At 65.9% G+C, this 26176-nt stretch carries 30 protein-coding genes; 10 read left to right on the forward strand and 20 right to left on the reverse strand.

From position 1 onward, the window contains the following. Position 1 precedes the first annotated feature (1 nt). On the forward strand, positions 2-574 hold the full coding sequence (locus CRO01_RS00655) for a response regulator transcription factor (protein WP_097007194.1): 573 nt from the start codon (positions 2-4) through the stop codon (positions 572-574). 3 nt (positions 575-577) lie between these two features. Here CRO01_RS00655 and CRO01_RS00660 read toward each other — a convergent pair whose 3' ends face one another. The 3 genes from CRO01_RS00660 to CRO01_RS00670 all read right to left on the reverse strand — a co-directional run bounded on the left by CRO01_RS00660 (position 578) and on the right by CRO01_RS00670 (position 3785). Beyond that, positions 578-1810, reverse strand: a complete 1233-nt coding sequence (locus CRO01_RS00660; protein WP_097007195.1) for a GAF domain-containing protein — start codon at positions 1808-1810, stop codon at positions 578-580. A 42-nt stretch (positions 1811-1852) separates the two neighbouring features. Further along, a complete protein-coding gene (locus CRO01_RS00665) occupies positions 1853-2788 on the reverse strand; it encodes a thiamine-phosphate synthase family protein (RefSeq protein ID WP_097007196.1) in 936 nt (311 codons plus the stop codon). Between the two features lie 205 nt (positions 2789-2993). Continuing rightward, positions 2994-3785 (reverse strand): SDR family oxidoreductase, encoded by a 792-nt coding sequence (locus CRO01_RS00670; RefSeq protein ID WP_097007197.1) that lies wholly within the window; start codon positions 3783-3785, stop codon positions 2994-2996. Positions 3786-3921: 136 nt separating this feature from the next. Here CRO01_RS00670 and CRO01_RS00675 point away from each other — a divergent pair, with 136 nt between their 5' ends. Continuing rightward, positions 3922-4914: a CapA family protein gene (locus tag CRO01_RS00675; RefSeq protein ID WP_245838478.1), complete on the forward strand. Its 993-nt coding sequence runs from the start codon at positions 3922-3924 to the stop codon at positions 4912-4914. A 44-nt stretch (positions 4915-4958) separates the two neighbouring features. Here CRO01_RS00675 and CRO01_RS00680 read toward each other — a convergent pair whose 3' ends face one another. The 6 genes from CRO01_RS00680 to CRO01_RS16420 form a co-directional block, all read right to left on the reverse strand. Then, a complete protein-coding gene (locus CRO01_RS00680; protein WP_097007199.1) occupies positions 4959-5747 on the reverse strand; it encodes a class I SAM-dependent DNA methyltransferase in 789 nt (262 codons plus the stop codon). A gap of 41 nt (positions 5748-5788) precedes the next feature. After that, a complete protein-coding gene (locus tag CRO01_RS00685) occupies positions 5789-6130 on the reverse strand; it encodes a glutaredoxin family protein (protein WP_097007200.1) in 342 nt (113 codons plus the stop codon). 95 nt (positions 6131-6225) lie between these two features. Then, complete coding sequence (locus CRO01_RS00690) at positions 6226-6471, reverse strand: BolA family protein (RefSeq protein ID WP_097007201.1); 246 nt, start codon at positions 6469-6471, stop codon at positions 6226-6228. 94 nt (positions 6472-6565) lie between these two features. Then, positions 6566-7702 (reverse strand): pyridoxal phosphate-dependent aminotransferase, encoded by a 1137-nt coding sequence (locus tag CRO01_RS00695; RefSeq protein ID WP_097007202.1) that lies wholly within the window; start codon positions 7700-7702, stop codon positions 6566-6568. After that, complete coding sequence (locus CRO01_RS00700; protein WP_097007203.1) at positions 7699-8184, reverse strand: Lrp/AsnC family transcriptional regulator; 486 nt, start codon at positions 8182-8184, stop codon at positions 7699-7701. The genes CRO01_RS00695 and CRO01_RS00700 overlap by 4 nt, the downstream gene beginning before the upstream one ends. A gap of 111 nt (positions 8185-8295) precedes the next feature. After that, positions 8296-8448 carry a hypothetical protein gene (locus CRO01_RS16420; RefSeq protein WP_179747357.1) on the reverse strand — a complete coding sequence of 51 codons (153 nt, stop codon included), beginning with the start codon at positions 8446-8448 and terminating at the stop codon, positions 8296-8298. A gap of 146 nt (positions 8449-8594) precedes the next feature. Between CRO01_RS16420 and CRO01_RS00705 the strand changes: the two genes are divergently transcribed. The 5 genes from CRO01_RS00705 to acs all read left to right on the forward strand — a co-directional run bounded on the left by CRO01_RS00705 (position 8595) and on the right by acs (position 14066). Continuing rightward, positions 8595-9137 carry a tRNA (cytidine(56)-2'-O)-methyltransferase gene (locus CRO01_RS00705; RefSeq protein WP_097007204.1) on the forward strand — a complete coding sequence of 181 codons (543 nt, stop codon included), beginning with the start codon at positions 8595-8597 and terminating at the stop codon, positions 9135-9137. Positions 9138-9205: 68 nt separating this feature from the next. Beyond that, positions 9206-9844, forward strand: coding sequence for an energy-coupling factor ABC transporter permease (locus tag CRO01_RS00710; protein ID WP_218839107.1), 639 nt, complete (start codon positions 9206-9208; stop codon positions 9842-9844). Next, complete coding sequence (locus tag CRO01_RS00715) at positions 9841-10152, forward strand: PDGLE domain-containing protein (protein ID WP_097007206.1); 312 nt, start codon at positions 9841-9843, stop codon at positions 10150-10152. Before CRO01_RS00710 ends, CRO01_RS00715 begins: the two co-directional genes overlap by 4 nt. A 119-nt stretch (positions 10153-10271) precedes the next feature. Further along, the gene (locus CRO01_RS00720; RefSeq protein ID WP_097007207.1) at positions 10272-11972 is read left to right on the forward strand and encodes an acyl-CoA mutase large subunit family protein; all 1701 of its coding nucleotides are present in this window, start codon (positions 10272-10274) and stop codon (positions 11970-11972) included. A 114-nt stretch (positions 11973-12086) separates the two neighbouring features. Then, positions 12087-14066, forward strand: coding sequence for an acetate--CoA ligase (acs, locus tag CRO01_RS00725; protein WP_097007208.1), 1980 nt, complete (start codon positions 12087-12089; stop codon positions 14064-14066). 6 nt (positions 14067-14072) lie between these two features. Here acs and CRO01_RS00730 read toward each other — a convergent pair whose 3' ends face one another. From CRO01_RS00730 to CRO01_RS00750, 5 genes are all read right to left on the reverse strand, one after another. Then, positions 14073-14351: a DUF7520 family protein gene (locus CRO01_RS00730; RefSeq protein WP_097007209.1), complete on the reverse strand. Its 279-nt coding sequence runs from the start codon at positions 14349-14351 to the stop codon at positions 14073-14075. Between the two features lie 277 nt (positions 14352-14628). Further along, positions 14629-16464 carry a cbb3-type cytochrome c oxidase subunit I gene (locus CRO01_RS00735; protein WP_097007210.1) on the reverse strand — a complete coding sequence of 612 codons (1836 nt, stop codon included), beginning with the start codon at positions 16462-16464 and terminating at the stop codon, positions 14629-14631. Positions 16465-16604: 140 nt separating this feature from the next. Continuing rightward, positions 16605-16850, reverse strand: a complete 246-nt coding sequence (locus tag CRO01_RS00740) for a DUF6684 family protein (protein ID WP_097007211.1) — start codon at positions 16848-16850, stop codon at positions 16605-16607. 86 nt (positions 16851-16936) lie between these two features. Continuing rightward, on the reverse strand, positions 16937-17539 hold the full coding sequence (locus CRO01_RS00745; protein ID WP_097007212.1) for an HAD family hydrolase: 603 nt from the start codon (positions 17537-17539) through the stop codon (positions 16937-16939). A 48-nt stretch (positions 17540-17587) separates the two neighbouring features. Next, positions 17588-17995, reverse strand: a complete 408-nt coding sequence (locus tag CRO01_RS00750) for a DUF7541 family protein (RefSeq protein ID WP_097007213.1) — start codon at positions 17993-17995, stop codon at positions 17588-17590. A gap of 124 nt (positions 17996-18119) precedes the next feature. Here CRO01_RS00750 and CRO01_RS00755 point away from each other — a divergent pair, with 124 nt between their 5' ends. Both CRO01_RS00755 and CRO01_RS00760 read left to right on the forward strand, forming a co-directional pair. After that, positions 18120-19286: a thiolase domain-containing protein gene (locus CRO01_RS00755; protein WP_097007214.1), complete on the forward strand. Its 1167-nt coding sequence runs from the start codon at positions 18120-18122 to the stop codon at positions 19284-19286. Further along, positions 19283-19675: a Zn-ribbon domain-containing OB-fold protein gene (locus CRO01_RS00760; RefSeq protein WP_097007215.1), complete on the forward strand. Its 393-nt coding sequence runs from the start codon at positions 19283-19285 to the stop codon at positions 19673-19675. The genes CRO01_RS00755 and CRO01_RS00760 overlap by 4 nt, the downstream gene beginning before the upstream one ends. Before the next feature lie 104 nt (positions 19676-19779). Here the strand turns inward: CRO01_RS00760 and CRO01_RS00765 are convergent, their stop codons facing one another. The 3 genes from CRO01_RS00765 to CRO01_RS00775 form a co-directional block, all read right to left on the reverse strand. Then, the gene (locus CRO01_RS00765) at positions 19780-20718 is read right to left on the reverse strand and encodes an alpha/beta fold hydrolase (protein ID WP_097007216.1); all 939 of its coding nucleotides are present in this window, start codon (positions 20716-20718) and stop codon (positions 19780-19782) included. 130 nt (positions 20719-20848) lie between these two features. Next, entirely contained in the window at positions 20849-22021 is a 1173-nt protein-coding gene (gene meaB / locus CRO01_RS00770) for a methylmalonyl Co-A mutase-associated GTPase MeaB (protein WP_097007217.1), read from the reverse strand. Continuing rightward, a complete protein-coding gene (locus CRO01_RS00775; protein WP_097007218.1) occupies positions 22018-22434 on the reverse strand; it encodes a cobalamin B12-binding domain-containing protein in 417 nt (138 codons plus the stop codon). The genes meaB and CRO01_RS00775 overlap by 4 nt, the downstream gene beginning before the upstream one ends. 200 nt (positions 22435-22634) lie before the next feature. On the opposite strand from CRO01_RS00775, the gene CRO01_RS00780 reads away from it, so the two are divergent. After that, on the forward strand, positions 22635-23246 hold the full coding sequence (locus CRO01_RS00780; RefSeq protein WP_097007219.1) for a DUF420 domain-containing protein: 612 nt from the start codon (positions 22635-22637) through the stop codon (positions 23244-23246). Positions 23247-23266: 20 nt separating this feature from the next. On the opposite strand, the gene CRO01_RS00785 is transcribed toward CRO01_RS00780, so the two are convergent. From CRO01_RS00785 to CRO01_RS00795, 3 genes are all read right to left on the reverse strand, one after another. Next, complete coding sequence (locus CRO01_RS00785; RefSeq protein WP_097007220.1) at positions 23267-24316, reverse strand: PAS domain-containing sensor histidine kinase; 1050 nt, start codon at positions 24314-24316, stop codon at positions 23267-23269. 96 nt (positions 24317-24412) lie between these two features. Continuing rightward, positions 24413-25162, reverse strand: coding sequence for an ABC transporter permease (locus tag CRO01_RS00790; protein ID WP_097007221.1), 750 nt, complete (start codon positions 25160-25162; stop codon positions 24413-24415). Beyond that, a complete protein-coding gene (locus tag CRO01_RS00795) occupies positions 25159-26160 on the reverse strand; it encodes an ABC transporter ATP-binding protein (protein ID WP_097007222.1) in 1002 nt (333 codons plus the stop codon). The genes CRO01_RS00790 and CRO01_RS00795 overlap by 4 nt, the downstream gene beginning before the upstream one ends. Positions 26161-26176: the final 16 nt, after the last annotated feature.

A 26176-nucleotide genomic window follows, 5' to 3' on the forward strand; every position in this document is an offset into this window, starting at 1 on the left:
GATGGGACGGTCGAGTGACCCGACCGTCCTGATCGTCGAGGACGAGCCCGATCTCGCGGACCTGTACGCCGCTTGGCTGGAAGACAGTTGCTCGGTGCGGACGGCGTACAACGGCAGTCAGGCGCTCGACGCCATCGATCAGGTTGTCGACGTAGTGCTGCTCGACCGCCGGATGCCGGGCCTCTCTGGCGATACCGTGTTGAACACGATCCGGGACCGCGGACTCGATTGCCGCGTGGCGATGGTGACGGCTGTCGAACCCAGCTTCGACATCGTGGAAATGGGCTTCGACGACTATCTCGTCAAACCGGTCTCAACGGACGACCTGACCAGCACTGTCGACCAACTCTTGTTGCGCTCGACCTACGACGAACAGCTACAGGAGTTTTTCGCGCTCGCATCGAAGAAGGCGATCCTCGACAAGCAAAAGACGGAGGCGGAACTCCGTTCGAGCGAGGAGTACGCCCGACTCGAGGACCGCCTCGCCGTGTTGCGCTCGGATATCGACGACACGATGGCACAACTCGACGATCAGAACGGGTACAGCCGGGCGTGTCGTGATATTACCCGCTAGTTGTCACTGCGAGATTGTCGTCACGTCGTCGACCTCGAAGCGGACGCCGTCGCTCGTTTCGCCAGTCGTGATCGACAGCCTCCAGCCGTTCGCGGCCGCAATCTCTGCGGCCAGCGCCGGTCCGAGCCCCGGCGTCGAAGCTGCCGCCGCGTGCTCGGGATCGAGCACGCGTTCGCACTCGTCCTCGGAGAGGCTCGGACTGTCTACACCGACGTAAAATCCGTTGCGATCGTCGAGGCGGCCGACGCACACACTGACAGGCCGATCGGTTTCTGCGTCGACGAACCGGAACAGGGCTACGAGGCAGCGCTCGAAACGATGCCGATCGGTCCGCAGCGTCGGCTCGTCGTGCACTCGAACGGCGACGCCGTCGACGCGGTCGGCGGCGGCGACCGCGGCGTCGGCAAGCGAGACGCGCCGTCGCGGCGTTCCATCGGCCCCCGCGCCAGCGAGTTCCCTGACATCGGCGACAAGACGTGTTGCTGCGTCCAGTTCTTCCCGCGCCGTCGCCCGGTCGTCCGTGACAGCCGTCTGTCCACCTCCGCCGAGCGATCTGTCGGTATCCGCTGCTCGTCGGTCCGGTGCCGATAGCGCGTCTTGAGCGGCCGAGAGACGGTCCTCGATATCGCGTGCGAGCACCGTCGCCACGGTCTCCATGCGCTCGCGCTGGCGCTGGAGCGTCTCGTTCCGCCGGCGGAGGGTCCGCTCCCGCTCTGTCCGCTTCAGTGCGGTCTCGACATTCGAGGCCAGAATGCTGGCCAACTCCAGATCGGTGGGATCGAACGCTCCCGGGTCGAGCGCACCGGCCATCAACACGCCGCGATCACCGATCGGTACGATCAGCTCGCTTCGGATCGGCGTCTCGTCGTTGTAGACGCCCGGCACGTCCCGGAGATCGTCGAACAGCTCGGCGTCGCCGCTGCGGAAGACATCCCAGATCAGCCCCTCGTTCTCCGCGAACTGTGGCAAGCCGCCGAGCACCTCGTGCGTGTCTGCGGTCGCGGCGACCGGATCGAGACGGTTGTACTCCTCGTCGAGCAGCCAGACACCCGTGAGCGTCAGGCCGAGTAGCTCTGCGCCCGTCTCGACGGCGGTGGCACAGATCTGTTCCGGACCGTCGGCATCGCACAGCCGAGTCGAAATGTCGTGTAACGCGGTGACGAGCTGCTCGCGCTCGCTGGCGTCCGCGCCGGCAGTGTTGGTATCGCCTCGATGTCGGTCGGTACGGTCGGTCATCGGTGACGGCTCGGTTGCGTCGTCGGTTCGACAAGCAGCTACTTACCTTTCGTGGCCGCCGTCTGCTCCCGTCGCCAGTTCGACGGCTAGCTCTGCTGCCTCGACGGCGGTCCGACCGAGCACGAACGTGACCGGTTCGATGCCGAAGGCGCCGCGGTGATACAGCACCGCCGGCACCTCGCCGCGGTCGGCCATCGCCTCGCGCAGGTGCTCGCGGCGGTCCTCGTAGCCCGGATCGAACTCCAGTGGCTCGATACCGCGTTCGCTGGCGGCCGCGAGCAGGTCGTCGCTCGTTGCGACGTTGAGCGCCGCCCGCGCGTCGGCGTCGACGCTGCGGGCGGCGAGGATGGTCTCGGCGACGTGCTCTGAGGCGCCGAACTCGGGGTTGGCGGGAACCTCGACGTTTCCTCGCATCCGGTAGATACGGCCCGGAATGGCCGCCACGTCGGTCCCGTCGGCGGCGTCCGGCAGCGCCATCCCGACGTTTGTGCCGACGTTCGGCACGTGCTCGGCCATCCCGTCGGTGCCGGCAAGTAGCCGGGCGGCGCGCCGGACCGACGCGAGCACGTCGCGCTCGGCCAGCACCTCCGAGTCGGGTCCTTGGACGCACAGATCACAGCCGAGTCCCTCCAGCGCCGGCATCTCGTCCTCGTGGACGGCACAGATCGGGCCGCGGTCCTCGAACGCCTCGACGAGCGCGAGCAGTTCGGCCATGGCGTCGACGCCGTCCATCCGGTCGGCGGCGAACCCGTCGGCGATCCGCTCGATCGTCGCCTCCATCCGTGGATCCTCGCTGAAGCGCTCCTCGACGGCGACGTTTCCGTTGACGAGGTTGCTCACCGCCGCCTGCGTGACACCGATTCGATCGGCGATTTCCTGCTGGGTGAACCCCCGTTCGTCGAGCGCGCCAGCCAGCATGGCCCGCGCCGTTGGAACGAAACGCTCGACGACGATCTCGCTCGGGAGCACCAGCGACATACGCCGGCGTACTCGCGGCGCTAATAAAAGTCCCTCGCGTCGGCACGTCGCGGTCTCGGCGTCCACGCAGCGGCGTCACGCCGGGGGTTTATATCGGATCGGGCGGCCAGCGTGCCCGTGCCCGACTCGTCAGCCCCGCGGCGTCCGCGATTGTGCGACGCAGCGCCGCGGCGGCGACACACCCCACTGCGTCGCCTGTTCGCCACTATAGGTTCGATGCGCCCGACCCGCCGTCGATCGGGATCGCGGTCCCGTTGACGTAGCTCGATTTGGGCGAGCTGAGGAACGCGACGACCTCCCCCAGTTCCATCGGATCGCCGATGCGCTCGGAGGGGTTGCCATCGGCCCAGTCGTCGAGGCCCTCCTCGTAGCTGTCGTACTCGCCTCGGTCCATCGACTGCTCGATCAGCTCCTCGATCCGAGACGTCTCGTGCGACCCCGGCAGCACGGCGTTGGCTCGCACCTCCGGCGCGAGTTCCTTCGAGAGCGTCTTCTCCAACCCGATCACGCTCATCCGCACCGAGTTCGACAGCACGAGTTGGTCGATCGCCTCCTTGACGCTCCGGGACGTGACGTTGACGATCGTGCCGCCGTCGCCCTCGCGCAGGTGGGGTTCGGCCGCACGGACGAGCCGGACGACGCTCATCACCAGCAGATCGAACGCCTCGTACCAGTCTTCGTCGGTCGTCTCCAGAAACGGCCCGCTCGGCGGGCCCCCTGCGCTCGTGACGAGATGGTCGACGGTGCCGAACTCCTCGACGGTGCGTTCGACGAGCTGTTCGATGTCTTCTTTCTCGGTCAAGTCGCCGGGCTGTTCGACGACCTCGCCGGACGCCACCGCGCGGATCTCGTCTGCGGCGTCGGCCAGTTGCGCCTCGTCGCGTCCGTTGACGACGACGTTTGCCCCCTCGCGTGCGAGCGCTTTGGCTGACGCCTTGCCGAGACCGCTACTCGATGCCGTGACCAGCGCCGCGTTTCCGTCGATCTGTAGGTCCATGGTAGAAACGGGCGCGAGCGATCAAATAAAAGGTTCGCGTCGACGTGTTCTCTCCTCGGTGTACTGCGATGCCCATCGTTACGGGCAGTCCCGTCGTAGCGCCGCGTGTGAAACACCCTGCCAGAGGTGGGCCGGCGTGCCGAGAATCGGACTAACCGGCGACGTGATGCTCGGACGACTCGTCGACGAGCACCAGCGCTATCGTGCTGTTGACGCTGTCTGGGGAAACACCGTAACGACGCTCCGTGAACTCGACGGGCTCGTGATCAATCTGGAGTGCTGCCTCTCCGATCGCGGTAGTCCGTGGCGACGCACGCGTCGGGTGTTTCACTTCCGGGCCGACCCGGAGTGGGCAATACCGGCGCTCCGGCGCGCTGGCGTCGACGCCTGTGCGCTGGCGAACAACCACGTGCTGGATTTCGAGGAGACGGCGCTCCGGGATACGCTCTCCCATCTGGACGAGGCCGGCATCGAGCGCAGCGGCGCCGGCACTGATCTCGAGGAGGCGCTGGCGCCGGCGTCGTTCGCTGCGGACGGCGTCGATGTCGCCGTCGTCTCGCTGACGGACAACACCCATGAGTACGCTGCCGGCCAGACCTCACCGGGGACCGCGTGGATCGAAATCGACCGCGGCGACCCCGAGACGAGAGCGCGCGTCGAGGATGCACTCTCACGGGTGCAGGAACTGGATTCCGATCTCGTGATCGCATCGCTGCACTGGGGACCGAACATGGTTGAGGAACCGCCCGAGTCGTTCCGGACGTTCGCCCGCTGGCTGGTTGACATGGGCGTCGACGCGGTCCACGGCCACAGCGCCCATCTGTTCCACGGGATTGAGGTTTACGAGAGCGCACCGATCATCTACGACGCCGGCGACTTCGTCGACGATTACGCGGTCAACCCGCGTCGACGCAACGACCGAAGCTTCCTGTTCGTGCTGTCGGCCGACAGCGCCGGGACGCCGAAGACGCTTCGACTCGTTCCAACCGAGATCCACGACTGCAGCGTCCACCTCGCCGGTGAGGACGCCGCCGCGTGGAGTCGCTCGCGGATGCGCTCGCTGTCGAGCGAGTTCGGGACCGAGTTCGAGCGAGCAGACGAAGCGCTGATCGTCAACCTTGGCAAGTAGGGGATTCCTCGAGAATCTGCGACGGCGGTCGAGAGATCGAGTCGTCAGTCAGCCTTTCGAAGCGTCCATACTTGGATCGTATCGCCGTCCTCGATCGTGTCGTCACCGGAGGCCAGTTCTCCCGCGGCGCCGTCGAACCCACCGGCGACCGACCACTCGTCGAACGGCGAGCGGCGAGCCAGCAGCTCGATTTCGCGCTTTGGGAGCATCTTCAGGTGATCCGTCGACGAGAAGACGCGCTCACCGTCGGGATCGTAGAGCTCGGTTTCTACCTCGAAGCGCTGTTCGATCTCGTCGACGATCCGCGTGCGCTTGCGGTGGCGGTGCTCTGCGCCCCGAAACTCGACATCGTTCTCGTGCCACTCGCCGTAGGTCTCGGCGATCAGGTCGAACGACGGGACAAACACGTCGAAGACGAACCGACCGCCGGGAGCCAGCGCGTCGTGGGCACACCGGAGCGCGGCGAGCTGGTCTTCGATAGTCACCAAGTGCTGGAGTGCGTTAAACGGACAGTAAAGGAGGCCGTACTCGCGCCCGACCGCAAAATCTGTTACGTCGGCTCGCCAGACCGACGGCTCCAGCCCCGCTCTGTTGGCCTTCTGCCGGAGTATCGAGAGCATATCGGCCGAGACATCGATACCGTCCGCGTCGATGCCCGCACTGAGCAGGTCGAGGTAGATCCGCCCGGTGCCGCAGGCGAGCTCGAGCGCTGCCCCATCGACATTCCGGGCGAGATCGGCGTAGAACGCGGCATCGCGGCGGTCCAGATCGTACAGCAACTGGTCGTATAACTCAGCGCGTGCGTCGCCGTAGCCGGCACTCGTATTGACCATACGATCCGGTCGCGGCGGCGCGAAGAAAAGATTCGGGGGCGCTAGGCCTGCAGCGTCTCCGCGAGCTCACCGCGCTCGTCGAGTTCCACGAGAATGTCGCTGCCGCCGACGAACTCCCCGTCGACGTACGTCTGGGGGATCGTCTCCCAGCCGCTGTGGTCCTCAAGGGCGTCGCGGTACTCGTCGAGCGCGTCGAGCACGTCGACGGTTTCGTAGTCGTCGCGGTGCTGCTGGATCAGCGTCAGGGCGCGGTCCGAAAAGCCACACTGGGGCATCAGCTCGTTGCCTTTCATGAACAGGACGACTTCGTTGTTCTCGATCGCGTCGTCGACCCGCGACTCCACTTCGTCGGCGGAGAGGTCGGACTCGGGTTCGAATGCCATGTGTGACTGTGGTGTGCGTGGACGCAAATGCCTACCGCACTCGTCAACGCTGCGCCCGGCCTGCGCGTGGCCCGGACGCCGCGGCCGCGCCGGCGTCAGTCCTCGTACTCATCGGGCGTGAACGTCTTCAGCTCCAGCGCGTGGATGTCGGTCGTCATCCGGTCGCCCAGCGCGTCGTAGACCAGTTCGTGCTGTTCGACCAGCGATTTGCCCTCGAACGCCGGCGAGACGACGAGTGCGGCGAGGTGATCGTCGTCCTCGGGGCCCCGGGGCTGGACGACATCTGCGCTCGCATCCGGTAGAGAGGTTTCGATGACTTCAGTGAGCTCCTCGGTGTCCATGTATCTCAGAGAGAATCGGGGACGGAAAAAGCGTTACTCACTTGCTGGGGCTGGTGCGCGTGGTAATGGCGGACTGCCGGCTCGTATCAGTCGCCTAGCTCACGAACGTCTCGATCCGAGCCATCGCCTCGCGCAGGTCGTCGAGCCCGGTCGCGTAGGACACCCGGAGATGGCCCTCGCCGTCCTCGCCGAACACAGAGCCCGGCACCGCGGCGACGCCGTGCTCCTGTAGCAGCTCCTCTGCGAAGGCTTCGTCGTCGCCGCCGGGCACTTCCGGGAACACGTAGAAGGCGCCCTCGGCCTCGAAGCAGTCGATACCCATCTCCTCGAACCGGGAGAGGACGAAGCGACGCCGGCGGTCGTACTGGCTCACCATCTCCGCGACCTCGTCGTCGCAGTTTTCGAGCGCCTCGATCGCGGCGTACTGGGCGGTCGTCGGCGCCGACAGCATCGCGTACTGGTGGATGCGGTTCATCCCCGCGACGGCGTCGGCCGGCGCGAGCGCGTACCCGAGTCGGAGTCCGGTCATCGCGTAGGCCTTCGAGAAACCGTTGAACACGACCGTCCGCTCGCGCATCCCCTCGAACGTGGCGATCGAGGTGTGCTCGTGGCCGTAGGTCAGCTCCGAGTAGATCTCGTCGGAAAACACCGTCAGGTCGTGCTCGCGGGCGAACGCGGCGACCGGTCGCAGGTCGTCTTCGGTCATGATCGCCCCGGTCGGGTTGTTCGGGTAGCAGTACAGCAGGGCGTCGGCGTCGGCGGCGCCGGCCCGTTCTAAGGCGTCGGCCGTGAGCTTGAACTCGTCGTCGCTGGTCGGCACCGGAAGCGGCTCGCCGCCGGCAAAGCGGATGCCCGGCTCGTAGGAGACGTAGGACGGCTGGGGAACCGCGACGACATCGCCGGGATCGACGAGCGCTCGGAGCGCAACGTCGACGCCCTCGCTGACGCCGGTAGTGACGATGATTTCATCGTCGGGATCGTAGGTCAGATCGTAGCGCTCGGCGACGTGGTCGGCGATCGACTCGCGGAGGTCTCGCCGGCCGCGGTTGGCCGTGTAGGACGTTCGGCCGCGTTCCAGCGAGTCGATGGCGGCCTCCCGGGCGGCCCACGGCGCCGAGAAGTCGGGTTCGCCGACCCCCAGCGAGATCACGTCGTCCATCTCCTCGGCCAGCTCGAAGAAGCGTCTAATTCCGGAGGGAGGAACCTCCTGCACGCGGTCGCTGACCTTCATGGCGAGACGGAGAGTCGGTCGTCGTCGTCGCCGTCGCTCATCTGGATGCCCCGATCTTTGTACGTGTCCATCACGTAGTGGGTCACCGTCTGGGTGATCTCGGGGACCGGCGCGACTTTGTCGCTGATGAACTGGGAGACCTCCTGCATCGACTCGTCTTCGACTTCCATCTCGAAGTCGTAGTCGCCGCTGACGAGCCGTAGCGTCGTCACCTGCGGGAAGCGAGCGAGCCGCTCGGCGATGTCGCCGTAGCTCGTCTCCCGGTCGAGCGTGACGTTGAGTTCGACCGATGCGCGCACGCGCTCCTCGGTGACTTTGTTCCAGTCCACCACCGCTTGGTAGCCCTTGATCACGCCCTCCGATTCCAGTGCGTCGACGGTTGCCACGACCTCGTCTTCGTCGAGGTCAGTCATCCGGGCGAGGTCCGCCGTCGAGTAGCGGGCGTTCTCTAGGAGCAACTCGAGGAGCTCGCGCTTGCTCATACCACACGGAGGCGATGGCGGACACAAAAGCGTTTCTGCATTCGCGCAACGGCACTCGGTACACACGCTTTCGCCTCGGCGTCCTCCCGTTGTCAGCGGCCGCTCTCGGCGTCACCGCCCGTCGCCCTGACACGACTGACAGATCTTGACGGTCGCCCGCAACGCTTCCGTGTCACTTGTTTGCGCCCCGACGCCGACCGGCGTCACCGGCACGTAGTCCCGACAGTACGCACAGCGCTCGATCGCCTCGCTCTTCCCGGTCATACCTCTTGTTGGCCGATTGTTGCCGGCTGGTTTAACACTCGTGTAAAGTTTCGTTCGCATTCTGGCGTCGAATAACTCCTCCTCGCTCACCGCCTCCCCAGCCCGGAAGCGAAACCCCCTAACCCGCGCCGTGCGAGGCCGAACGTATGCAAGGGGAGCCAGCGGTCGCAGTGCTGCGCCTCGGTCACCGACCGGGTCGGGACGACCGCATGACGACGCACGTCGGCCTGACGGCCCGCGCGCTCGGCGCCGACCGCGCGATCATCGCCGGCGCCACGCAGGCCGCCGAGACGGTTCGTGACATCACCGATCGGTTCGGCGGCCCGTTCGAAGCCGAAGTGACCGACTCGCCCAAGGCCGTGTTGCGCGAGTGGGACGGCCGGATCGCCCACTTGACGATGTACGGCGAGCGCGTGCAGGATGTCGAAGACGAGATTCGCGCAACGCGGGACGACGACGGCGATCCGCTGCTGATCGTCGTCGGCGCCGAGAAGGTCTCCTTCGACGTGTACGAGGCCGCCGACTGGAACGTCGGCGTCACCAACCAACCCCACTCGGAGGTCGCCGGACTGGCGGTCTTCCTCGATCGGCTGTTCGAGGGTCGAGAACTCGACCGGGAGTGGCAAGACGCCGATCAGCAGGTCGTCCCCAAAGCGACCGGCAAGAAGGTCGTCGATCCCGACGAGTAGCTTCCCGACGCCAACTCCCATCCCTGACTCCGATACGTCTATACTCGCCACTACACAATCGACCGACGATGCATACACCTGACGGCTATCTACATCCGTGGATGGCGGGGGCGTTCCTCGCGCTGGCCGGCCTCGTGCTGTCGGTCGCCGCGATGCGAGCGCGCGACTCGCTGACCGAGTATCGAATCCAACTGTTCGGCATCGTCGCCGCGGCGGTGTTCGCCGCCCAACTGCTCAACTGGCCGATTCCGGGCGGGACGAGCGCGCACTTCGTCGGCGGTGCCTTTGCAGCGATCGCCCTCGGCCCGCACCTCGGCGCGCTGGCCGTCGCGCTCGTCGTGACGATTCAGGCGCTGGTGTTCGCCGACGGCGGCGCGCTGGCGCTGGGCGCGAACGTCTGGAACATGGCGATCGTTCAAGCCTACGTCGGCTACGCCGTCTACGCGTCGCTGGCCGACCGGAACGAGACTGTCGCCACCATCGCGGGCGGTTGGGTCGGCATCACCGCCGCCGCGGCGTCTGCGAGCCTGCAGTTGGGCACCGCGCCCGCCTTCGGCGGCGAACTGTTGACGGTCGTCGCCGTGATGGTCGGCGGCCACGCTGTCCTCGGCCTCGGCGAAGGCCTGCTCACGCTGGTCGGCTGCCGCCTGCTCGCCCGCACCGGCGTCGATACTGAACAGCCCAGTTCGGAGGGAGTCTCCGCATGAGCGTCCGATCGCTCGCTCGCGGCCGCTGGCAGCAGCGCTCGCTCGCCGGGCTGACCGTGATGGTCTTGTTCTCGCCGGTGTTCGCGTGGGCCGCCACACGGGTCGGCTACTCCGAGCCGATGGAGAACGCCGCCGAAGCGGCGGGTGCGGCGTCCCACGCCGTTGCAACGGACGTGAGCCTCTTCTCGGGCTACGCGCTGCCCGGTCTCGGCCCGCACCTCGGGACGCTCGGTGGCGCCCTGTTCGGCACCGTGCTGACGCTTGTGCTCGGCGTCGGCGTCGCGCGGGCGCTCGCGCCGAGCAACTAACGCCGTGCGTTCGTAACTGACTGCTGTCCGTTCTTGCGACCGATTTTTGTCGACGTTCGTTTCCGCCGTGGCGTTCGACCGCCCAAATCTTCATTATTTGTCCTGCAAAATTTGAACTCATGTACGACGATGACGACCTCGCATCGATCAGAGAGGCCCGCGAGGAGTTCGAAGCGGAGACGCTCGGTCCCGTCCTCGATCGCTTCGGGGAGCGCAAGGATCGGTTTGCGACGGTCTCGAACCTCGACGTGGATCGTCTCTACACGCCAGACGACGTGGCCGATCTCGACTACCTCGACGATCTGGGATTCCCGGGTGAGGAACCGTTCACGCGCGGCGTCTACCCGACGATGTACCGCGGTCGGACGTGGACGATGCGCCAGTTCGCCGGCTTCGGTACGGCGACCGAGACCAACGAGCGCTTCCACTACTTGATCGACGAGGGCCAGACCGGGCTCTCGACGGCCTTCGACATGCCGACGCTGATGGGCAAGGATTCGGACGATCCGCTGACCGACGGTGAGGTCGGCAAGGAAGGTGTCGCCGTCGACACGCTGCGGGACATGGAGGTCCTGTTCGAGGGAATCGACGTTGGCGAGGTCTCGACGAGTTTCACGATCAACCCTTCCGCGCCGGTGATCTACGCGATGTACGTCGCCATCGCGGACCAACAGGGCGTTCCACGCGAGGAGCTCCGTGGAACTCTCCAGAACGACATGCTCAAGGAGTTTATCGCCCAGAAAGAGTGGGTAATCCCGCCCGAGCCGTCGCTGGATCTCGTCACCGACGTGATCGAGTTCGCCGCCGACGAGACGCCGAAGTTCAACCCCGTCTCGGTGTCGGGCTATCACATCCGCGAGGCCGGTTCGACTGCGGTGCAGGAACTGGCCTTCACGCTTGCCGACGGGTTCGCCTACGTCGAAGACGCGATCGAGCGCGGGCTGGCAGTCGACGAGTTCGCGCCCCAACTGTCCTTTTTCTTCAACTGCCACAACTCCTTTTTCGAGGAGATCGCAAAGTTCCGCGCCGCCCGGCGGATCTACGCCCGCCTGATGGACGAGTGGTACGACGCCGACGCGACGGCGTCGAAACAACTCAAGTTCCACACCCAGACCGCCGGTCAGAGCCTGACCGCCCAGCAACCTCTCAACAACGTCGTCCGCGTGACGATTCAGGCGCTCGCTGGCGTGCTCGGAGGAACCCAAAGCCTCCACACCAACAGCTTCGACGAGGCGCTCGCGCTGCCCGGCGAGAAGGCCGTTCGCGTCGCCTTGCGCACTCAACAGATCATCGGCGAGGAATCGGGTGCCGCGGACATCGTCGATCCGATGGGCGGGAGTTTCGCCGTCGAGGCGCTGACCGACGAGACCGAGCAGCGAACGATGGAGTACCTCGAAGAGATCCGCGAGATGGGCGACGGCTCGATGCGCGAGGGCGTCCTGACGGCGCTGGAACGGGGCTATTTCCACCGTGAGATTCAGGAGGCGTCCTACGAATACCAAGAGCGCGTCGAATCCGGCGAGGAGGTCGTCGTCGGCGTCAACGAGTTCACCATCGAGGAAGACACCAGACCGGACATTCTCAAAGTCGACGAAACCGTCGAACAGCGCCAGCGCGATCGCCTCGCGGCGGTCAAAGACGAGCGCGACGACGACGCCGTCGAGGCTGCACTGTCGAGCGTCGAGGACGCCATCGAAGCCGGCGAAAATACGATGCCGGCGATCGTCGAGGCAGTGAAAGCGTACGCCACGATGGGTGAAATCATGCGGGTGTTCGAGGACGCTCACGGCGCCTACGAGGAGGAAATCGGATTGGCCTGAGACGCGGCGCTCGTCCCGGTACCGTTGTACCGGCTGCCCCGCCGCCCTCCCCCGGAAATCCCCGACAGCTAGGCTAACGTTTATCCCCTCGTGTTGTGCACGTGAACGTACGCCATGACAGACGAACCCGATGTCGAGTTGGAGGCTCGCTTGGAGGAACAGGATTCGTTCGAGCCACCCGAGGAGTTTGTCGAGCAGGCCAACGTCACCGATCCGGGGATCTACGAGGAGTTCGAGGAGAACTGGCCCGACGCGTGGGAGCAGGCGGCCGACCTGCTCGACTGGGACGACGAGTGGGACGAGGTGCTGGTCGAAGAGGATGCGCCGTTTTACGAATGGTTCGTCGGCGGCGAACTGAACGCGGCGTACAACTGCGTCGACCGCCACGTCGAGAACGGCCGCAAGAATCAGGCCGCGATTCGGTGGGAAGGCGAACTAGGTGAGACCCGGACGTACACGTATCAGGACCTGTATCGGGAGGTCAACGAGTTCGCCGCCGCGCTGCGCGACCTCGGCGTCGAAGAGGACGACGTGGTCACGCTCTACATGCCGATGATTCCGGAGCTGCCGATCGCCATGCTCGCGTGTGCCCGCATCGGCGCGCCCCACTCGGTCGTGTTCGCGGGCTTTTCGGCCGACGCGCTGGCGACGCGGATGAACTCGGCCGACTCGGAGTATCTCGTCACCTGCGACGGCTACTACCGGCGCGGCGACGCCCTCAACCACAAGGAGAAAGCCGACGAAGGGCTTCGCGGCGTCGAACACGAGGTCGAGGACATCGTCGTCGTCGACCGTCTCGGCGACAAGCTCACGCACTTCCTCGGCGCGAACTACCACGACTACGACGAGCTGGTCGACGACCACGACGGCGAGCGCGTCGAGCCAGTCTCCCGGGACGCCGAGGATATGCTGTTCTTGATGTACACCTCCGGCACCACAGGCCAACCGAAGGGCGTCAAGCACACCACGGGCGGCTATCTCTCCTACGCCGCGTGGACGAGCCACGCCGTCCTCGACATCGAACCGGAAGACACGTACTGGTGTTCGGCCGACATCGGGTGGATCACGGGCCACTCCTACATCGTCTACGGGCCGCTCGCGCTCGGCACCACGACGATGATGTACGAAGGGACGCCGGATTACCCCGAGAAGGACCGACTGTGGGAGATCGTCGAGAAGAACGCGGTCGACATCTTCTACACCGCACCCACTGCGATCCGGTCGTTCATGAAGTGGGGCAAAGAGCACCTCGAAGGCCGTGACCTCTCCAGTCTCCGATTGCTCGGCACCGTTGGAGAGCCGATCAATCCGCGGGCGTGGAAGTGGTACTACAAACACGTCGGCGACGAGTCCTGCCCGGTCGTCGACACGTGGTGGCAGACCGAGACTGGCGGCATGATGGTCACCACATTACCGGGGGTCAACGAGATGAAACCCGGCTCCGCAGGACCGGGACTTCCGGGCGTCGACGCCAAAGTCATCCATCCGGACAAGGAAGAGGTCGAGCCCGGGCAGGCCGGCCATCTCACTGTCCAGAAGCCGTGGCCCGGCATGCTCCGGACCCTCTATCAGAACGACGAGCGCTTTGTCCAAGAGTACTGGGAGGAGTACTCCGATCCCGACAGCGACGAGTGGATCTACTTCCCCGAGGACGGCGCGAAGGTCGACGAGGACGACTACATCACGGTACTCGGACGCGTCGACGACGTGCTGAACGTCTCGGGCCACCGGCTGGGGACCATGGAGATCGAGTCCGCAATCGTCGGCGTGCCAGGCGTCGCCGAAGCCGCCGTCGTCGGCGGCGACCACGAAGTCAAGGGCGAGGCGGTCTACGTCTACGCCATCACAGAGGAGGGAACTGACGGCGACGAGGACCTCCGCGAGCGCGTCGTCGACAACGTCGAAGACGCCATCGGCCCGATCGCCCGCCCCGAGGAGATCGTCTTCACGCCGGAACTCCCCAAGACGCGCTCGGGCAAGATCATGCGTCGCCTGCTCGAAGACATCGCTAACGGCGACGAACTCGGCAACACGTCGACGCTTCGGAACCCCGACATCGTCGACGACATCCAACAGCGGGTCAGCGACGACTGAGGAGCCCTACCGCTCGGACAGATACAAGATTGCAACTAGCGGCACTCCGAGAACGGCCGCCACGGTGAGGCCGCCATACAGCGCGAACCCGAGCATGGTTGGCGGCAGGCTGATGAACCCAAACAGCGTCAGCGGCTCGGACACTTCGGTCAACACCACCGATAGGGCGGCACCCATCAGCGCCGCGACGCCGCTCAACGCTAGGTACAGGCCGATCACGAACCGTCGGCCGTCCAGTTCCGAGCCCGCGTCGATCCCCTCGAAGGTCGGTTCGGCGTCTGTCACGATCGAAACGACGGGCCTGAAAGGATTAGGCTTTTCCACTCGTCGCCCCTGAGTGCTAGTATGAGCGAGAAGGAACTGCTCGGACTCGTGCTGGGCGCGATCGTGACCATGATGTTCCTCACGGGCTTTATCATCGTCCTCAGCTGACGCAGTCCCGTAGTTCGACCCCGTTTCTTCGCCCTCTGTACGCTGGCGTCTGATCGTTCTTCCGGCGAGCGCTGCGAGCGCTAGAACTCATTGCAATCGACGAAAACGAACGAGAAACGCGCGAAAAGAGTTACTCGTCGGCAGTCGAGGCCTGATCGACGGCGTCGCGCTCACCGCCGTCGGTGGCAACTTCTGCGTCGTCTTCCGGCTCGCCGCCGTCGGCCATCGGCAGGAGCTTGTGCTCGCCGAACCAGTCCCACTCGCGGCCCTTCATACCGTGCTCTTCGAGGTTCCACGGGTCGTCGTCGGTGACGCGCGGCCCTTCGAGCCACGAGACGATGAAGTTCCACAGGAAGATGAGCTGGCCGACGAACAGCAAGATCGCGCCGAACGTGGCGATCTGGTGGAGGTCGGTGAACATCCCCGTCGGCCCGACCGGGAACTCGTAGTTGGCGTACTTCCGGGGCATGCCGCCGTAGCCCAGCAGGATCATGGCGAAGAACACGACGTTCGTGCCGATCATCGACAGCCAGAAGTGCCACTTGGCGAGTCGCTGCTGGTACATCCGACCGGTGTAGATGGGGAACCAGTAGTACAGGCCCACGAACACCGAGAAGCCGATGGCTCCCATCACGATGTAGTGGAAGTGACCGACCACGTAGTAGGTCTCGTGGAGCGCCTGATTGACCGGCACCGCGGCGAGGAACACGCCGGTAACCCCGCCGAGGATGAAGTTCGAGATGAACCCGATCGAGAACAGCATCGGCGCTGTCAGGCGGATGTCACCGTTCCACAGCGTCGTGATCCAGTTGAACGTCTTGACCGCGCTCGGTATTGCGATCGAGAGCGTCACCGCCATGAACGCCGCTTCGAGCCGGGGGTCCATCCCGGAGGCGAACATGTGGTGCGCCCAGACGCCGAAGGACAGCACCCCGATTGCCAGCGTCGAGTAGACGACGAACTTGAACCCGAACAGCTTGCGCCCGGCAAACCGGGGTAACACGTAGCTAATGATCCCCATCGGCGGCAACACCAGAATGTACACTTCGGGGTGGCCGAAGAACCAGAACAGGTGCTGCCAGAGGATCGGGCCACCGCCCTCCGGCGCGAAGAACAGCGTCCCGAAGTTACGGTCGGCCAGCAGCATCAGCAGCGCGCTGCCCAGCAGCGGGAACGCGAACAGGATCAGGCCCGACTGGGTGAGGATCGTCCACGAGAGGATGTCGAGGTTGTGCCAGCCCACGTCCTCGCCGCGCTCGGTGAAGATGGTCGCGATGAAGTTGATCGCACCCATCGTCGCCGAAACCCCCGAGAGATGCAGGCCGAGCATCATCAGGTCCGCGCCGAGATTGATGACGCCGTTCGGACCTGCGGGCGTCCCCATCGCCGTACTGGAGGACGACAGCGGCGGGTACATCGTCCACGAGGTCTGGGCGCCGGCGACGTTTTCCATGAACGGCGCGAGCAAGAATCCGCCCCAGACGAGCAGCGCCGCGATCGGAAGCAGCCAGAACGCGATGGCGTTGATCCGCGGGAACGCCATGTCGTCGGCGTCGATCAGCAGCGGGATGAAGTAGTTACCGAACGCGGCGATCACGGGCGTCCCGAACAGGAACAGCATCGTGATGCCGTGGCTCGTCAGCAACGCATTGTACAGCGAGGCGCCGATCAGCGTCTCGCCGGGCAGCGACAGTTCCAGCCGCATCAGCATCACCGCGAGGCCGCCCCACGCGAACGCGATGACTGCGTACGTTCCGTACAGGATGCCGATGTCTTTGTGATCGACAGTCGTCAGCCAGCGCAAGATCCCGCTCGGTTTCTCCTGATGGCCGTGGGCCGTCTCGCCGCCCGTGGCGCCGCCCGCTGGAGTGTACGACCTCCAACTCTCGACGCGCGTCAGCGCGGCGGCGACGGCCAGCAGGAAGACCCCCATCAGGACCGTCAGGATCAGTTGTCCGTTTACCATGCACGGAACTGAGGATTGCTTGCTAAAGAAAGATTCGTTGTTCTACCGAATTCGGACATGGTAGCCGTTACCACACCACATGAGTTGTTTTAGTAATAAAAATAGTAGAAGAAACAAGAAGGGGGGACCGGACTGACCCGTCAGTGCTCGCCGTCGTCGTACCGGCGCTCGTCGCGCTCGACCGCCTTCCCGGAGACGTAGGTCAGTATCAGCAGCGCGATCAGGATCAGGCCCATGATGGCGAACTGCAGGGTGCTAAACACCGGATCGAAGCCCCACGGGTTGGCGACGATGTACAGCCCGAAGAAAAACAGCAAAATTCCCAGCGGGATGATGTTGACCGACAGGTCCAGAATCGCGTCTCGGTCGAACAACTCTCGTGACATTACGAGTCGCTTGCGGTGCGGGCCAGAAATAGATTCTGTTTCGGGCCGGTCGTCTCGCCGCTGCGCGGTGGCACCCTCGCGGCATCTCACCACTCGATCGCGTCCGGCAAGTCGCCAAACCCGTCGCCGTCGTATCGGTATGCGGTCCAGCCCGCGGCCCGCGCACCCGCAACGTCGGCATCATCGTCGCCGACCATCGCGTGCTTGTCGGCGTCAAGCCGCTCCTCGACGTATCGGAACGGCGCTACGTCCGGCTTGTGAGCCCCGACTTCGTAGGAGGCGACGAAGGCGTCGACGTACTCGTCGAGGTCGTACGCCTCCAGCTTGTGGCGCTGCCACTCGTGGATGCCGTTGGTCAGGACGCCGATTTCGAATGTCTCGCTGAGACGGTCGAGATCCGCAGCGGCGTCCTCGTGGGGTTGGCACATGTCGAGCTCTTGTTGGCGAAGGCTGTCTCTGAGCGCTCGCGGATCGGCGTCGCCACCGATCGCCTCGAACGCACCGAGACTTGGCTCGGGCTCGCAGGCCTCGAAGCGCTCGAAGAACGCGTCGCTGTAGGCATCGACCGCGCCGTCGGGAACATCTCCGTCGACCGCGTCGACGGCGTCCGACAGAACGGCCTCGAAATCGCGGGTGTAGTGCAACAACGTCCCGTCGAGATCGAAGACGATTGCACGCTCGTCGGTCATCGTACTGGACTCCGAGAGCCGGCGCAAGAAAATATCGGTTCGGCGACGTTATACGCCGGGCTGGGCTCGCGTCCGCGAGCGGCCCACCACAGCGCCGACGACGCCGGCGACGCCCGCCGTTGCGATCGAGAGTCCCCGCAGCGCCAGCGAACCGCCGTCGTACGTCAACTCGCCGCCGCCGAGGCCGACCGAGCCGCCGACGTAGACGAACGCGCCGATCCCGACCGCGATCAGGACGAGAGACATCCCGGCGAACACCGGCCACGGGCTGCTCACGTACTCCGTCTCCCTGAGGATGCCGGCGATGCTCCCGAGCAGGAGTAACAGTCCTCCGACTGCGATAGGGTACAGCCCGAGGATGACGCCGATCTCCGAGAGCGGGAATCCGAGCGCGATCAACAGCGGCCACGGACTCGACTTCCGGTACTGGTCGCTCAGTCCGGGCTCCTCCGTCATACCCCCATCTTGGGCTGGAACGTATAGAAACCCACCGGAATCGACGAGCGGCCCGTGCGCTGTCTGCAACCTCGGCGTCGAGCACCACCCAAGACCTATTCGCTTCGATAGCCTACCAGATCACATGCCAAGCGTACGAGTGGCGGGGGTCGGGGTGACGCCGTTCGGGAACGCGCCCGAGCGGACCGGTCGGGACCTATTCGGGGAAGCCAGTGCGACGGCATTTGCCGACGCTGGCGTCGACCGGGACGACGTGGAGGCGCTCTACTACGGGAACTTCATGGGGGAGATGGCCGAACATCAGGGCCATCAAGGGCCGCTGATGGCCGAGGCCGCCGGCATCCGGGCGCCGGCGACGCGCTACGAGACAGCCTGTGCCTCCAGCGGCGCCGCTGTCCGACAGGCGGTCAAAGACGTGCGAAACGGCGAGTCGGACGTGCTGCTCGTCGGCGGCGCCGAGCGCATGACCAACATGGGGACGGCGGGCGCGACCGAGGCGCTCGCCATCGCGGCCGACGATCTCTGGGAGGTCCGGCAGGGGACGACGTTCCCCGGCGCGTACGCGCTGATGGCGCGGGCGTACTTCGAGGCCTACGGCGGCACCCGCGAGGAGCTAGCCGAAATCGCGGTGAAAAATCACGCCAACGCCGTCGACAACGAACTCGCGCAGTACAACAGCGAGATCACCGTCGAGCAGGCGCTGGACGCGCCGATGATCTCCGAGCCACTGGGCTTGTACGACTCGTGCCCGATCAGCGACGGCGCCAGCGCGGCCGTGCTCGTCAGCGACGAGTACGCCGAGCGCGAGGGGATCGACGCGCCGGTTGCGATCACCGGCACGGGACAGGGCGGCGACAGGCTGGCGCTCCACGACCGCGAGCACCTTGCGACCTCGCCGGCCGCCGACGATGCCGCTGCGGAGGCGTACGACGACGCCGAAATCGCGGCGTCCGATGTCGACTTCGCGGAGGTCCACGACTGCTTTACCATCGCCGAAGTGCTCGCTATCGAGTCGCTGGGGCTCTACGAGCGCGGGGAGGGCATCGGCGCCGCGGCGCGCGGCGAGACCACCGCCGACGGCGACGTTCCGGTCAACCTCTCGGGCGGGCTGAAAGCGAAGGGCCACCCCGTCGGCGCGACCGGCGTCGCCCAGATCGCCGACGTGGTCAAACTGCTCCAAGGCGATCACGTCAACGGCGACGCGGTGCCAGACGCCAACGTCGGGGTCGCGCACAACGCCGGCGGCACGGTCGCCAGCGCCGTCGTCCACGTCTTGGAGGTCGCAGCATGAGCGACGACGAGCGCGTTCGGGATGGCGAGTTCGACGACGTTCTCGACGCCATCGCCGACGGCGAAGGATACTACCTCGAATGTGCCAACGGACACGGCTCGCTGCCGCCGCGACGGGTCTGCCCGGAGTGTGGCGACGCCGATCTGACCGAGGCGCCGCTCCCCGAGTCGGGCGAAATCGACACCTACACCGTCACGCACGTCGCGGCGCCGGCCTTCGCCGACGACGTGCCCTACGTCGTCGCCGTCGCGGACTTCGGCCCGGTCCGACTCACCGGACAGCTCCGGGACGCCGATCCCGAGAGCGTCGCGGTCGGACAGCGCGTCGGCGTCGGCGTCGGCCGAACCGAGACGACCGGCGAACGACTCTTGACGTTCCGGCGTCGTTGAGACTTTCCGGCGACGCGTGCGGGGCGGCGTCGCCGTCGTGCGTGACGGCGTCGCTGTCATGCAGAAGAGTGGTGCGTCGTCGAAGCGTCCGACTGACGCCGTTCTTAGTCGGTCTGTGCGAGCGAGAGGTCGTCCGACAGCAGCGTGAGCACGGCGTCGGGATGCTCGACGTGTGGCTGTAGCTTCGCGTAGTCGACGACGACCAGCCTCGCGTCCGCTCGGTCGGCCAGCACGCGGCCCTCGCTCAGCGGCGTCGTCTCGCTCTCGCGGCCCCAGACCAGCGTCGTCGGCACGTCGATCGCGCCGAGGTGCTCTTCCATCGACGCCTCGGGGTCGAGGAACCCGCTGATGAAGGACGCCATCGCGTAGCGCGCGCCCGGCTGGTGGGACGCCTGCCAGCGGTATTCGACGTACTCGTCGGTGATGTTGTTTTCGTCGAAAAAGCCGTGATCGGCGCCGAAGTGGCGGATGCCCGCCTTGCTCGTGACGGCGTTGCGGATCGCGGGCCCGACCAGCGGCGCGCGCAGCAGGCTGCGCAGCCAGACGCGGCGTCCCGGCATCGACTCGTCGGTCGGGCAGATCAGCACTAACCGTGAGAGGTCCACGTCGCGGGCGGCCTGCACGGCGTACGAGCCACTCAGCGACGACGCCAGCACGATCGGCTCGTCGGTCATATCTCGCAGGAAGTCCGTTACGAACCCCTCGTACAGCGACGCCGAGTACATCAGCGGCGGCCGGTCGGAGCGCCCGAACCCGGGCAGGTCCGGCGCGATGACGTGGTACTCCTCGGCCAGCGCCGGTGCGATCTCGGCGAACTCCCGGCTCGACGCCCCGGCGCCGACGCCGTGGAACAGCACGAGGTCGGGGTCGTCGGCGTCGCCCAGTTCCGTGTACTCGATGTCCATGCCGCGCCAGCGATAGGTGTGCTGTGCCCCGTAGATTCCGGGGTCGAGTTCGTCGACCGAGCCGGCGATCGCACGGTTCGCAAGCGCCGTCGCGCCGACCGCGCCCGCCGCACCCGCCAGCATGGTTCGGAGCTTCATACCCGCTACTTGGACGCGGCTGGACTTATTTGGGGTGGCTTCGGCAGGAGACTCGCCGGCGGCGTTGCGCCGTCAGCTACGCTCACCCGACCGTCTGTCAGTCACGCCCATTGGCCGCCTGCCGCCTCCGTCAATCGCGTTCGTCGGCCGCCCGTTCTTCGACGCACTCGCGTAGGGGATCGAGCAGGTCGTCGGCGACGGCGTAGGGGTCGGTCTCGCGGGCCACGACGGCGTCGACGAACCCGTCGATGCCGCCGCGCCGTTCGATCTCGCGTTCGAGCAGGCCGCTGGCGTCGTCCCGGAGTAGCGTGCGAATCTCCTCGGCGTAGCGTGATCGCTCCATCTCCTCGGCGCGACCGGTCGACTCGACGTGTTTACGGTGGTTCCCAAAGGCGTCGATCAGCGCGTCGACGCCGTCGCCGCGCGTGGCGATCGTCTCGACGATTTCGGGCGCCCACGCGTCGGCGTCCCCCTCCACCGTGTCGAGTGTTCCCGTACCGCCCTGATTTGCGTCTTCGTCGCCCGAGGGCCCGGCGTCTGACGCCGCGCTCGCGCCGTGCTTGTCGGCGCCCAGCACGGGGTTGACGTCGTCGCGCAGTTCGATCATCTCCCGGAGCTCCTTGACCGTCCGGTCGGCGCCGTCGAGATCGGCCTTGTTGACGACGAACACGTCGGCGATCTCCAGAATGCCGGCCTTAAGCATCTGGACGGTGTCGCCGCTCGCGGGCGGGACGAGGACGGCCACGGTGTCGGCCGCCCGGACCACGTCGATCTCGTTCTGGCCGGCGCCGACGGTCTCGATGATGATGCGGTCCTTCCCGAACGCGTCCAAGGCCTTTACGGCGTCGGCGGTCGCCGTCGAGAGCCCACCGAGATTGCCACGCGCGCTCATCGACCGGACGAACACCTCCATGTCGCCGACGTTCGAGGCCATCCGGATTCGGTCACCGAGTACCGCCCCGCCGGTGTACGGCGAGGAGGGGTCGACCGCGATGACGCCGACGGTCAGCCCGCGCTCGCGGTACTCCTCGGCGAGCTTGTCGACCAGCGTGGATTTGCCCGAGCCCGGACTTCCGGTGATACCGACGACATCGGCGTCGCCGGTGTGCTCGTGCAGCGCCGAGACGAGGTCGCGGTAGCCCGGCGCTCGGTTCTCGATTTTCGTGATGACGCGGGCCAGCGCGCGGTGGTCGCCGTCGAGCAGGTCCTCGATTAGCTCGGGCGGAGCGTCGTCAGGAGGCGCAGCTGCACTCTCCTCGTCGCGCTCTTCGAGTGCGCGCTCGCCGCTCGGATCGCCGCTCATCGTTCGGGCGCGTTCTCGCGGATGAACTGGATCGTCTCCTCCAGTTCGGTCCCCGGCCCGAACACCTCGGCAACGCCCTGTTCTTTGAGCTTTGCCTTGTCCTCGTCGGGGATCACGCCGCCGACCAGCAACAGCGTGTCCTCGAACGCGCCGTACTCCTCTAACCCCTCGACGACCTTCGGGATCAGGGCGTTGTGCGCGCCCGAGAGAATCGAGATGCCGAGCACGTCCACGTCCTCTTGGACGGCGGCCTGAACGATATCCTCGGGCGCCTTGTGCAGCCCCGAGTAGATTACCTCGAACCCGGCGTCCCGGAACGCCCGGGCGATGACGTGTGCGCCGCGGTCGTGGCCGTCTAACCCGACCTTGGCCACGAGGCAGCGAATCGACCGTTGCTTCTGGTCGGCGCTCATGCGTAGACGTAGCTCGCCGAATCGTTTAAACGTTGATGATAAACTCGGGGATTCCCGACCTCTCGTGCGATTCGCCGTCGGCGTCCCGCGCGTGGCGTCGAAATCGGAGCGGAGGGGGCGGCGACTCGGCCGACGCCGCCGTACAGGCGTCGCCGCCCGGAAGCGACAGGAAAATGGATCCCGGATCCGAAGGCCCGGCCATGGCGACAGCAACTCCGCGACAGCGGATCAAAGACAACGTCACGGCAGTCACTGTACTGCTGACGGTCGTCGGCTACGCCCTCGTGGCGGCGACGTTCGAGGGGCTCATCCCGATATTTCCGGACATCTCCCGATCGGGCGTCAACCTGCTCGGCCACGCGATCGCGGTCGTGAACACGCTGGCGGTGCTGTGTTTGGCCGCCGGTTGGTATTGGATCCGCAACGGCGAGGTCGACAAGCACCGCGCCGCGATGACGACGGCCTTTGTGCTCATCCTGCTGTTCCTGCTGATGTACCTGCCGAAGGTCGGCGGCGGCGGACAGAAGGCAATTGCCGACACCGTTCCCGATCTCGTGCGTTACAGCTACTTCGGAATGCTGTTCGTCCACATCGTGCTGTCGGTGGTCACGATGCCAGTCGTGCTGTACGCGTTCCTGCTCGGGACGACGCACACGCCCGCCGAACTCCGTGACACGCCCCACGCGAAGATCGGCCGGATCGCGGCGGGTTCGTGGATTCTCAGCCTCGTCCTCGGCGTCGTCACGTACGTCATCCTGAACCACGCCTACAGCTACACCTTCGAACCAGCGATGCTGGTGTTTTCGCTGTAGCGTCTCTGTGCGACGCTGCCCTACGGTTCCGGGCGGTCGTCGGTCCTCGGCAGTCGGAACTCGACGACGTTCCCTCTCGGCTCGTTCTTCTCGAACCGCAGTTCGCCGCCCAGCGAGTCGATACACCACTGCATCACCCAGAGGCCGATCCCCGAGCCGTGGTACGTGCTGTTCGTCGTCACGTCCTGATCGAGCACGTCGATTTCGACATCGGGAATCTGTGGCCCGTCATCGGCGATCTGCACGCAACCCTGCTGGCCGTCTGGATCGCCCATCACCGTCACAGTCACGCTCGGCGTCTCCCGGTCGTTGTGGACGATCGCGTTTTCGATCCCGTGTTCGATCGCGTAGTCGAGCCCGTTGTCGGCGGTTACCCAGACGCTAGAGTCTCCGTCCACGGTTAGCTCTGCCTCGGGGTACTTCGACTGGTATTTCTCCGCGAGCTGTCGGACGACATCGACGAGATTTGTCGCCTTTCGCTTCGTCGCCTCGGGATCGGCGATCTCCTCGATCTGGTGGATCGAGTCGCTCATCGTTCCGATCTCCGTGGCGATGTCGAGAATCGTCTCGACTTCGTCTTCGAGTTTCGTCTGATCGACAGCCGCCTTGAGTCGGTCTGCGTATCCGATCAGCAGATTCGCCTCGTTTCGAAGGTTGTGCCGGACGACGCGATTGAGGAGGTGGAGACGCCGCTCTCGGGCTTTGTAATCGGTGATATCTCGTATCTCGGCTAGTACGCACGGGGTCCGTTCGATGGACGACCGTTCCAGTCGCACCTGCACCCAGATGAGTTCGCCGGTCGACCGTTCGATCCGCCACTCGAACACCTGTGGATCGCCGTCTGCGGCCGCCCGGATCCGACGCATCGCTTCTTCCTGCGAGTACTTCGTCGAGGGTGCTGTGTAGTCCCCAACGTCCATCCCCCGGAGCTTTTCGATCGGGTAGCCGTACAGCTCCTCTACCCGTTTGTTCGCATCCAAGGTCGCCCCCGTCTCGGGATCCCGAAGCGTGATGCCGACATCTAGATCGTCAAAAGCTTCCGGCAATGTCGGAACGCCCTGCCCGTCCATAGATGCCGTAAGAACCGGACAACTAAAATACGAGCGTTTGTCGGAAAACTGTGGGAATTCGTTGATAAATTGACCCCGAGGCGAGCGGCGTACTCCTCAGTCCGTCTGCGGGACGGCGTACGCTCCGACGGCAAAGGAGAGCACCGCCAGCACCGCGAGGATCACCAGCGGCCCGACCGGATCGCCGCTTTGGCCCGGCGTCAGCGCCCGGACGCCGCGTGCGAAATACGTCAGCGGCGAGAGGTTCTGGAGCGGTCCGAACCACTCGGGCAGCATCTCCGGCGGGACGAACGTGTCCGAGAGGAACAGTAGCGGGAGCCCGATTGTGTTGCTCGCCGTGACGGCGCCGTCCTGAGACTCGGTGACCGCGCCCAGCACCGCCCCGACGCCGCAAAACAGCACGACGCCGAAGACGATGTAGGGGATCAACAGCGGCGACAGTGGCAGCGCAGCGCCGGTCAGCACGGCGACCAACACGAGCACGAGCAGGCTGGCGATGCCGATGATGACGGTGTTGACGGCCGTCCGCGCCGCCAGCCACTCCGCTGTCGACAGCGGCGTCGTCGCCAACTTCTCGAAGCGGTTGCCCTCGCGGTGGCGCGCGACGGTGCTTCCGAGCCGCGAGAGCGGCGTGAACAGGACCACCGTGGCGACGTAGCCCGGCACGTAGTACTCCGGCGGTTCGGTGAACAGGCCGCTTCCGCCGGGGTCAGTTCGGACCAACGCCCCGAAGATCACGATCAGCAGGACGGGGAAGAAGAAAGTGAAAAAGACTGCCGTCCGCCGACGGAGGAAAGAACTCCACGCCGCACCGAACTCCGAACCGATGCGTCCGATCGCCGTCATCGCGGCTCACCTCCGGGTGCCACGGCACGGGAGCGCACGGCAGCGTCGCCGCCCGCGCCGCCCTCTTCCTCGCCGGCGAGTTCCATGTACACGTCCTCAAGTGTCGGCTCGCGCCACGTCAGCGAGGAGTACGCGATTCCCCGAGCCTCCATGGCCTCGACCGCGCGGCCGATCTCCGTCGGGTCAATGCCAGTGATCTCTACGCCGCGACGCGTCGGCGTCGCTGCGATGCCGTCCTCGGCGAGGTCGGTTGCGACCGCCTCGGGGTCGGGCGTCGACGCCACGGCCGCCTCGCCGTCGGCCTGCTCGGCGTCCAGTTCGACGTACAGGCGGGCGTCGCCGCCGTGCTGGCGCACCAACTCGCGGGGCGGCCCGACTGCGACCAACTCGCCGTCCGAGAGCAGCCCGACGCGGTCGGCCAACCGCTGGGCCTCGTCCATGTCGTGGGTGGTGAGAAACACCGTCGTCCCGGCGGCCGCGAGTGCCCGGACGCGCTCGGCGACAGTGCGGCGTCCCGCGGGGTCGATCCCGGTCGTCGGCTCGTCCAGAAAGAGCAGTTCGGGGTCGTTGACCAGCGCGGCGCCGAGACAGACTCGGCGCTGCTGGCCGCCCGAGAGCTTCTCGTACCACGTGTCGGCGTCCTCGGCGAGACCGACAGTCGACAGCACCTCCTCGGGATCGATCGGGTCCTCGTACAGCCCCGCGTAGTACTCGACGAGTTCGCGCCCCGTCAGCCGTCCCGGCGGCGAGAAGTCCTGCGGGAGCACGCCCAGCCGTTCTCGTGCGACGGCAGTCGGATCCTCGCCGAACGTCGTCACCGATCCCGCGGTCGGCGTCGTGGTCCCGGTGAGCGCCCGGACGAGCGTGGTCTTGCCCGCTCCGTTCGGGCCGATCAGCGCGAACACCTCGCCCGCCTGCACCGACAGCGAGACGCCATCCAGCGCGTCGGCGTCGCCGTAGCGCTTTTCGACGCCGTCGGCGACGAGCACGTCTGTCATGCCCTATTCTCGGGCG

Source organism: Natronoarchaeum philippinense (assembly GCF_900215575.1).
GTDB classification, from domain to species: Archaea; Halobacteriota; Halobacteria; order Halobacteriales; family Natronoarchaeaceae; genus Natronoarchaeum; species Natronoarchaeum philippinense.

Bases quoted from the DNA above. Each gene is read 5' to 3' on its own strand.
- CRO01_RS00665 (WP_097007196.1), bottom strand. From the start codon at position 2,788: ATGTCGCTGGTGCTCCCGAGCGAGATCGTCGTCGAGCGTTTCGTTCCA.
- CRO01_RS00740 (WP_097007211.1), bottom strand. From the start codon at position 16,850: ATGTCACGAGAGTTGTTCGACCGAGACGCGATTCTGGACCTGTCGGTC.
- CRO01_RS00745 (WP_097007212.1), bottom strand. From the start codon at position 17,539: ATGACCGACGAGCGTGCAATCGTCTTCGATCTCGACGGGACGTTGTTG.
- CRO01_RS00695 (WP_097007202.1), bottom strand. From the start codon at position 7,702: ATGAAGGTCAGCGACCGCGTGCAGGAGGTTCCTCCCTCCGGAATTAGA.
- CRO01_RS00790 (WP_097007221.1), bottom strand. From the start codon at position 25,162: ATGACGGCGATCGGACGCATCGGTTCGGAGTTCGGTGCGGCGTGGAGT.
- CRO01_RS00750 (WP_097007213.1), bottom strand. From the start codon at position 17,995: ATGACGGAGGAGCCCGGACTGAGCGACCAGTACCGGAAGTCGAGTCCG.
- CRO01_RS00685 (WP_097007200.1), bottom strand. From the start codon at position 6,130: ATGGCATTCGAACCCGAGTCCGACCTCTCCGCCGACGAAGTGGAGTCG.
- CRO01_RS00680 (WP_097007199.1), bottom strand. From the start codon at position 5,747: ATGGTCAATACGAGTGCCGGCTACGGCGACGCACGCGCTGAGTTATAC.
- CRO01_RS00705 (WP_097007204.1), top strand. From the start codon at position 8,595: ATGCAAGGGGAGCCAGCGGTCGCAGTGCTGCGCCTCGGTCACCGACCG.
- CRO01_RS00785 (WP_097007220.1), bottom strand. From the start codon at position 24,316: ATGGACGGGCAGGGCGTTCCGACATTGCCGGAAGCTTTTGACGATCTA.
- CRO01_RS00670 (WP_097007197.1), bottom strand. From the start codon at position 3,785: ATGGACCTACAGATCGACGGAAACGCGGCGCTGGTCACGGCATCGAGT.
- CRO01_RS00710 (WP_218839107.1), top strand. From the start codon at position 9,206: ATGCATACACCTGACGGCTATCTACATCCGTGGATGGCGGGGGCGTTC.
- CRO01_RS00700 (WP_097007203.1), bottom strand. From the start codon at position 8,184: ATGAGCAAGCGCGAGCTCCTCGAGTTGCTCCTAGAGAACGCCCGCTAC.
- acs (WP_097007208.1), top strand. From the start codon at position 12,087: ATGACAGACGAACCCGATGTCGAGTTGGAGGCTCGCTTGGAGGAACAG.
- CRO01_RS00655 (WP_097007194.1), top strand. From the start codon at position 2: ATGGGACGGTCGAGTGACCCGACCGTCCTGATCGTCGAGGACGAGCCC.
- CRO01_RS00715 (WP_097007206.1), top strand. From the start codon at position 9,841: ATGAGCGTCCGATCGCTCGCTCGCGGCCGCTGGCAGCAGCGCTCGCTC.
- CRO01_RS00780 (WP_097007219.1), top strand. From the start codon at position 22,635: ATGGCGACAGCAACTCCGCGACAGCGGATCAAAGACAACGTCACGGCA.
- CRO01_RS00755 (WP_097007214.1), top strand. From the start codon at position 18,120: ATGCCAAGCGTACGAGTGGCGGGGGTCGGGGTGACGCCGTTCGGGAAC.
- CRO01_RS00735 (WP_097007210.1), bottom strand. From the start codon at position 16,464: ATGGTAAACGGACAACTGATCCTGACGGTCCTGATGGGGGTCTTCCTG.
- CRO01_RS00775 (WP_097007218.1), bottom strand. From the start codon at position 22,434: ATGAGCGCCGACCAGAAGCAACGGTCGATTCGCTGCCTCGTGGCCAAG.
- CRO01_RS00795 (WP_097007222.1), bottom strand. From the start codon at position 26,160: ATGACAGACGTGCTCGTCGCCGACGGCGTCGAAAAGCGCTACGGCGAC.
- CRO01_RS00760 (WP_097007215.1), top strand. From the start codon at position 19,283: ATGAGCGACGACGAGCGCGTTCGGGATGGCGAGTTCGACGACGTTCTC.
- CRO01_RS00660 (WP_097007195.1), bottom strand. From the start codon at position 1,810: ATGACCGACCGTACCGACCGACATCGAGGCGATACCAACACTGCCGGC.
- CRO01_RS00690 (WP_097007201.1), bottom strand. From the start codon at position 6,471: ATGGACACCGAGGAGCTCACTGAAGTCATCGAAACCTCTCTACCGGAT.
- CRO01_RS00720 (WP_097007207.1), top strand. From the start codon at position 10,272: ATGTACGACGATGACGACCTCGCATCGATCAGAGAGGCCCGCGAGGAG.
- meaB (WP_097007217.1), bottom strand. From the start codon at position 22,021: ATGAGCGGCGATCCGAGCGGCGAGCGCGCACTCGAAGAGCGCGACGAG.
- CRO01_RS16420 (WP_179747357.1), bottom strand. From the start codon at position 8,448: ATGACCGGGAAGAGCGAGGCGATCGAGCGCTGTGCGTACTGTCGGGAC.
- CRO01_RS00765 (WP_097007216.1), bottom strand. From the start codon at position 20,718: ATGAAGCTCCGAACCATGCTGGCGGGTGCGGCGGGCGCGGTCGGCGCG.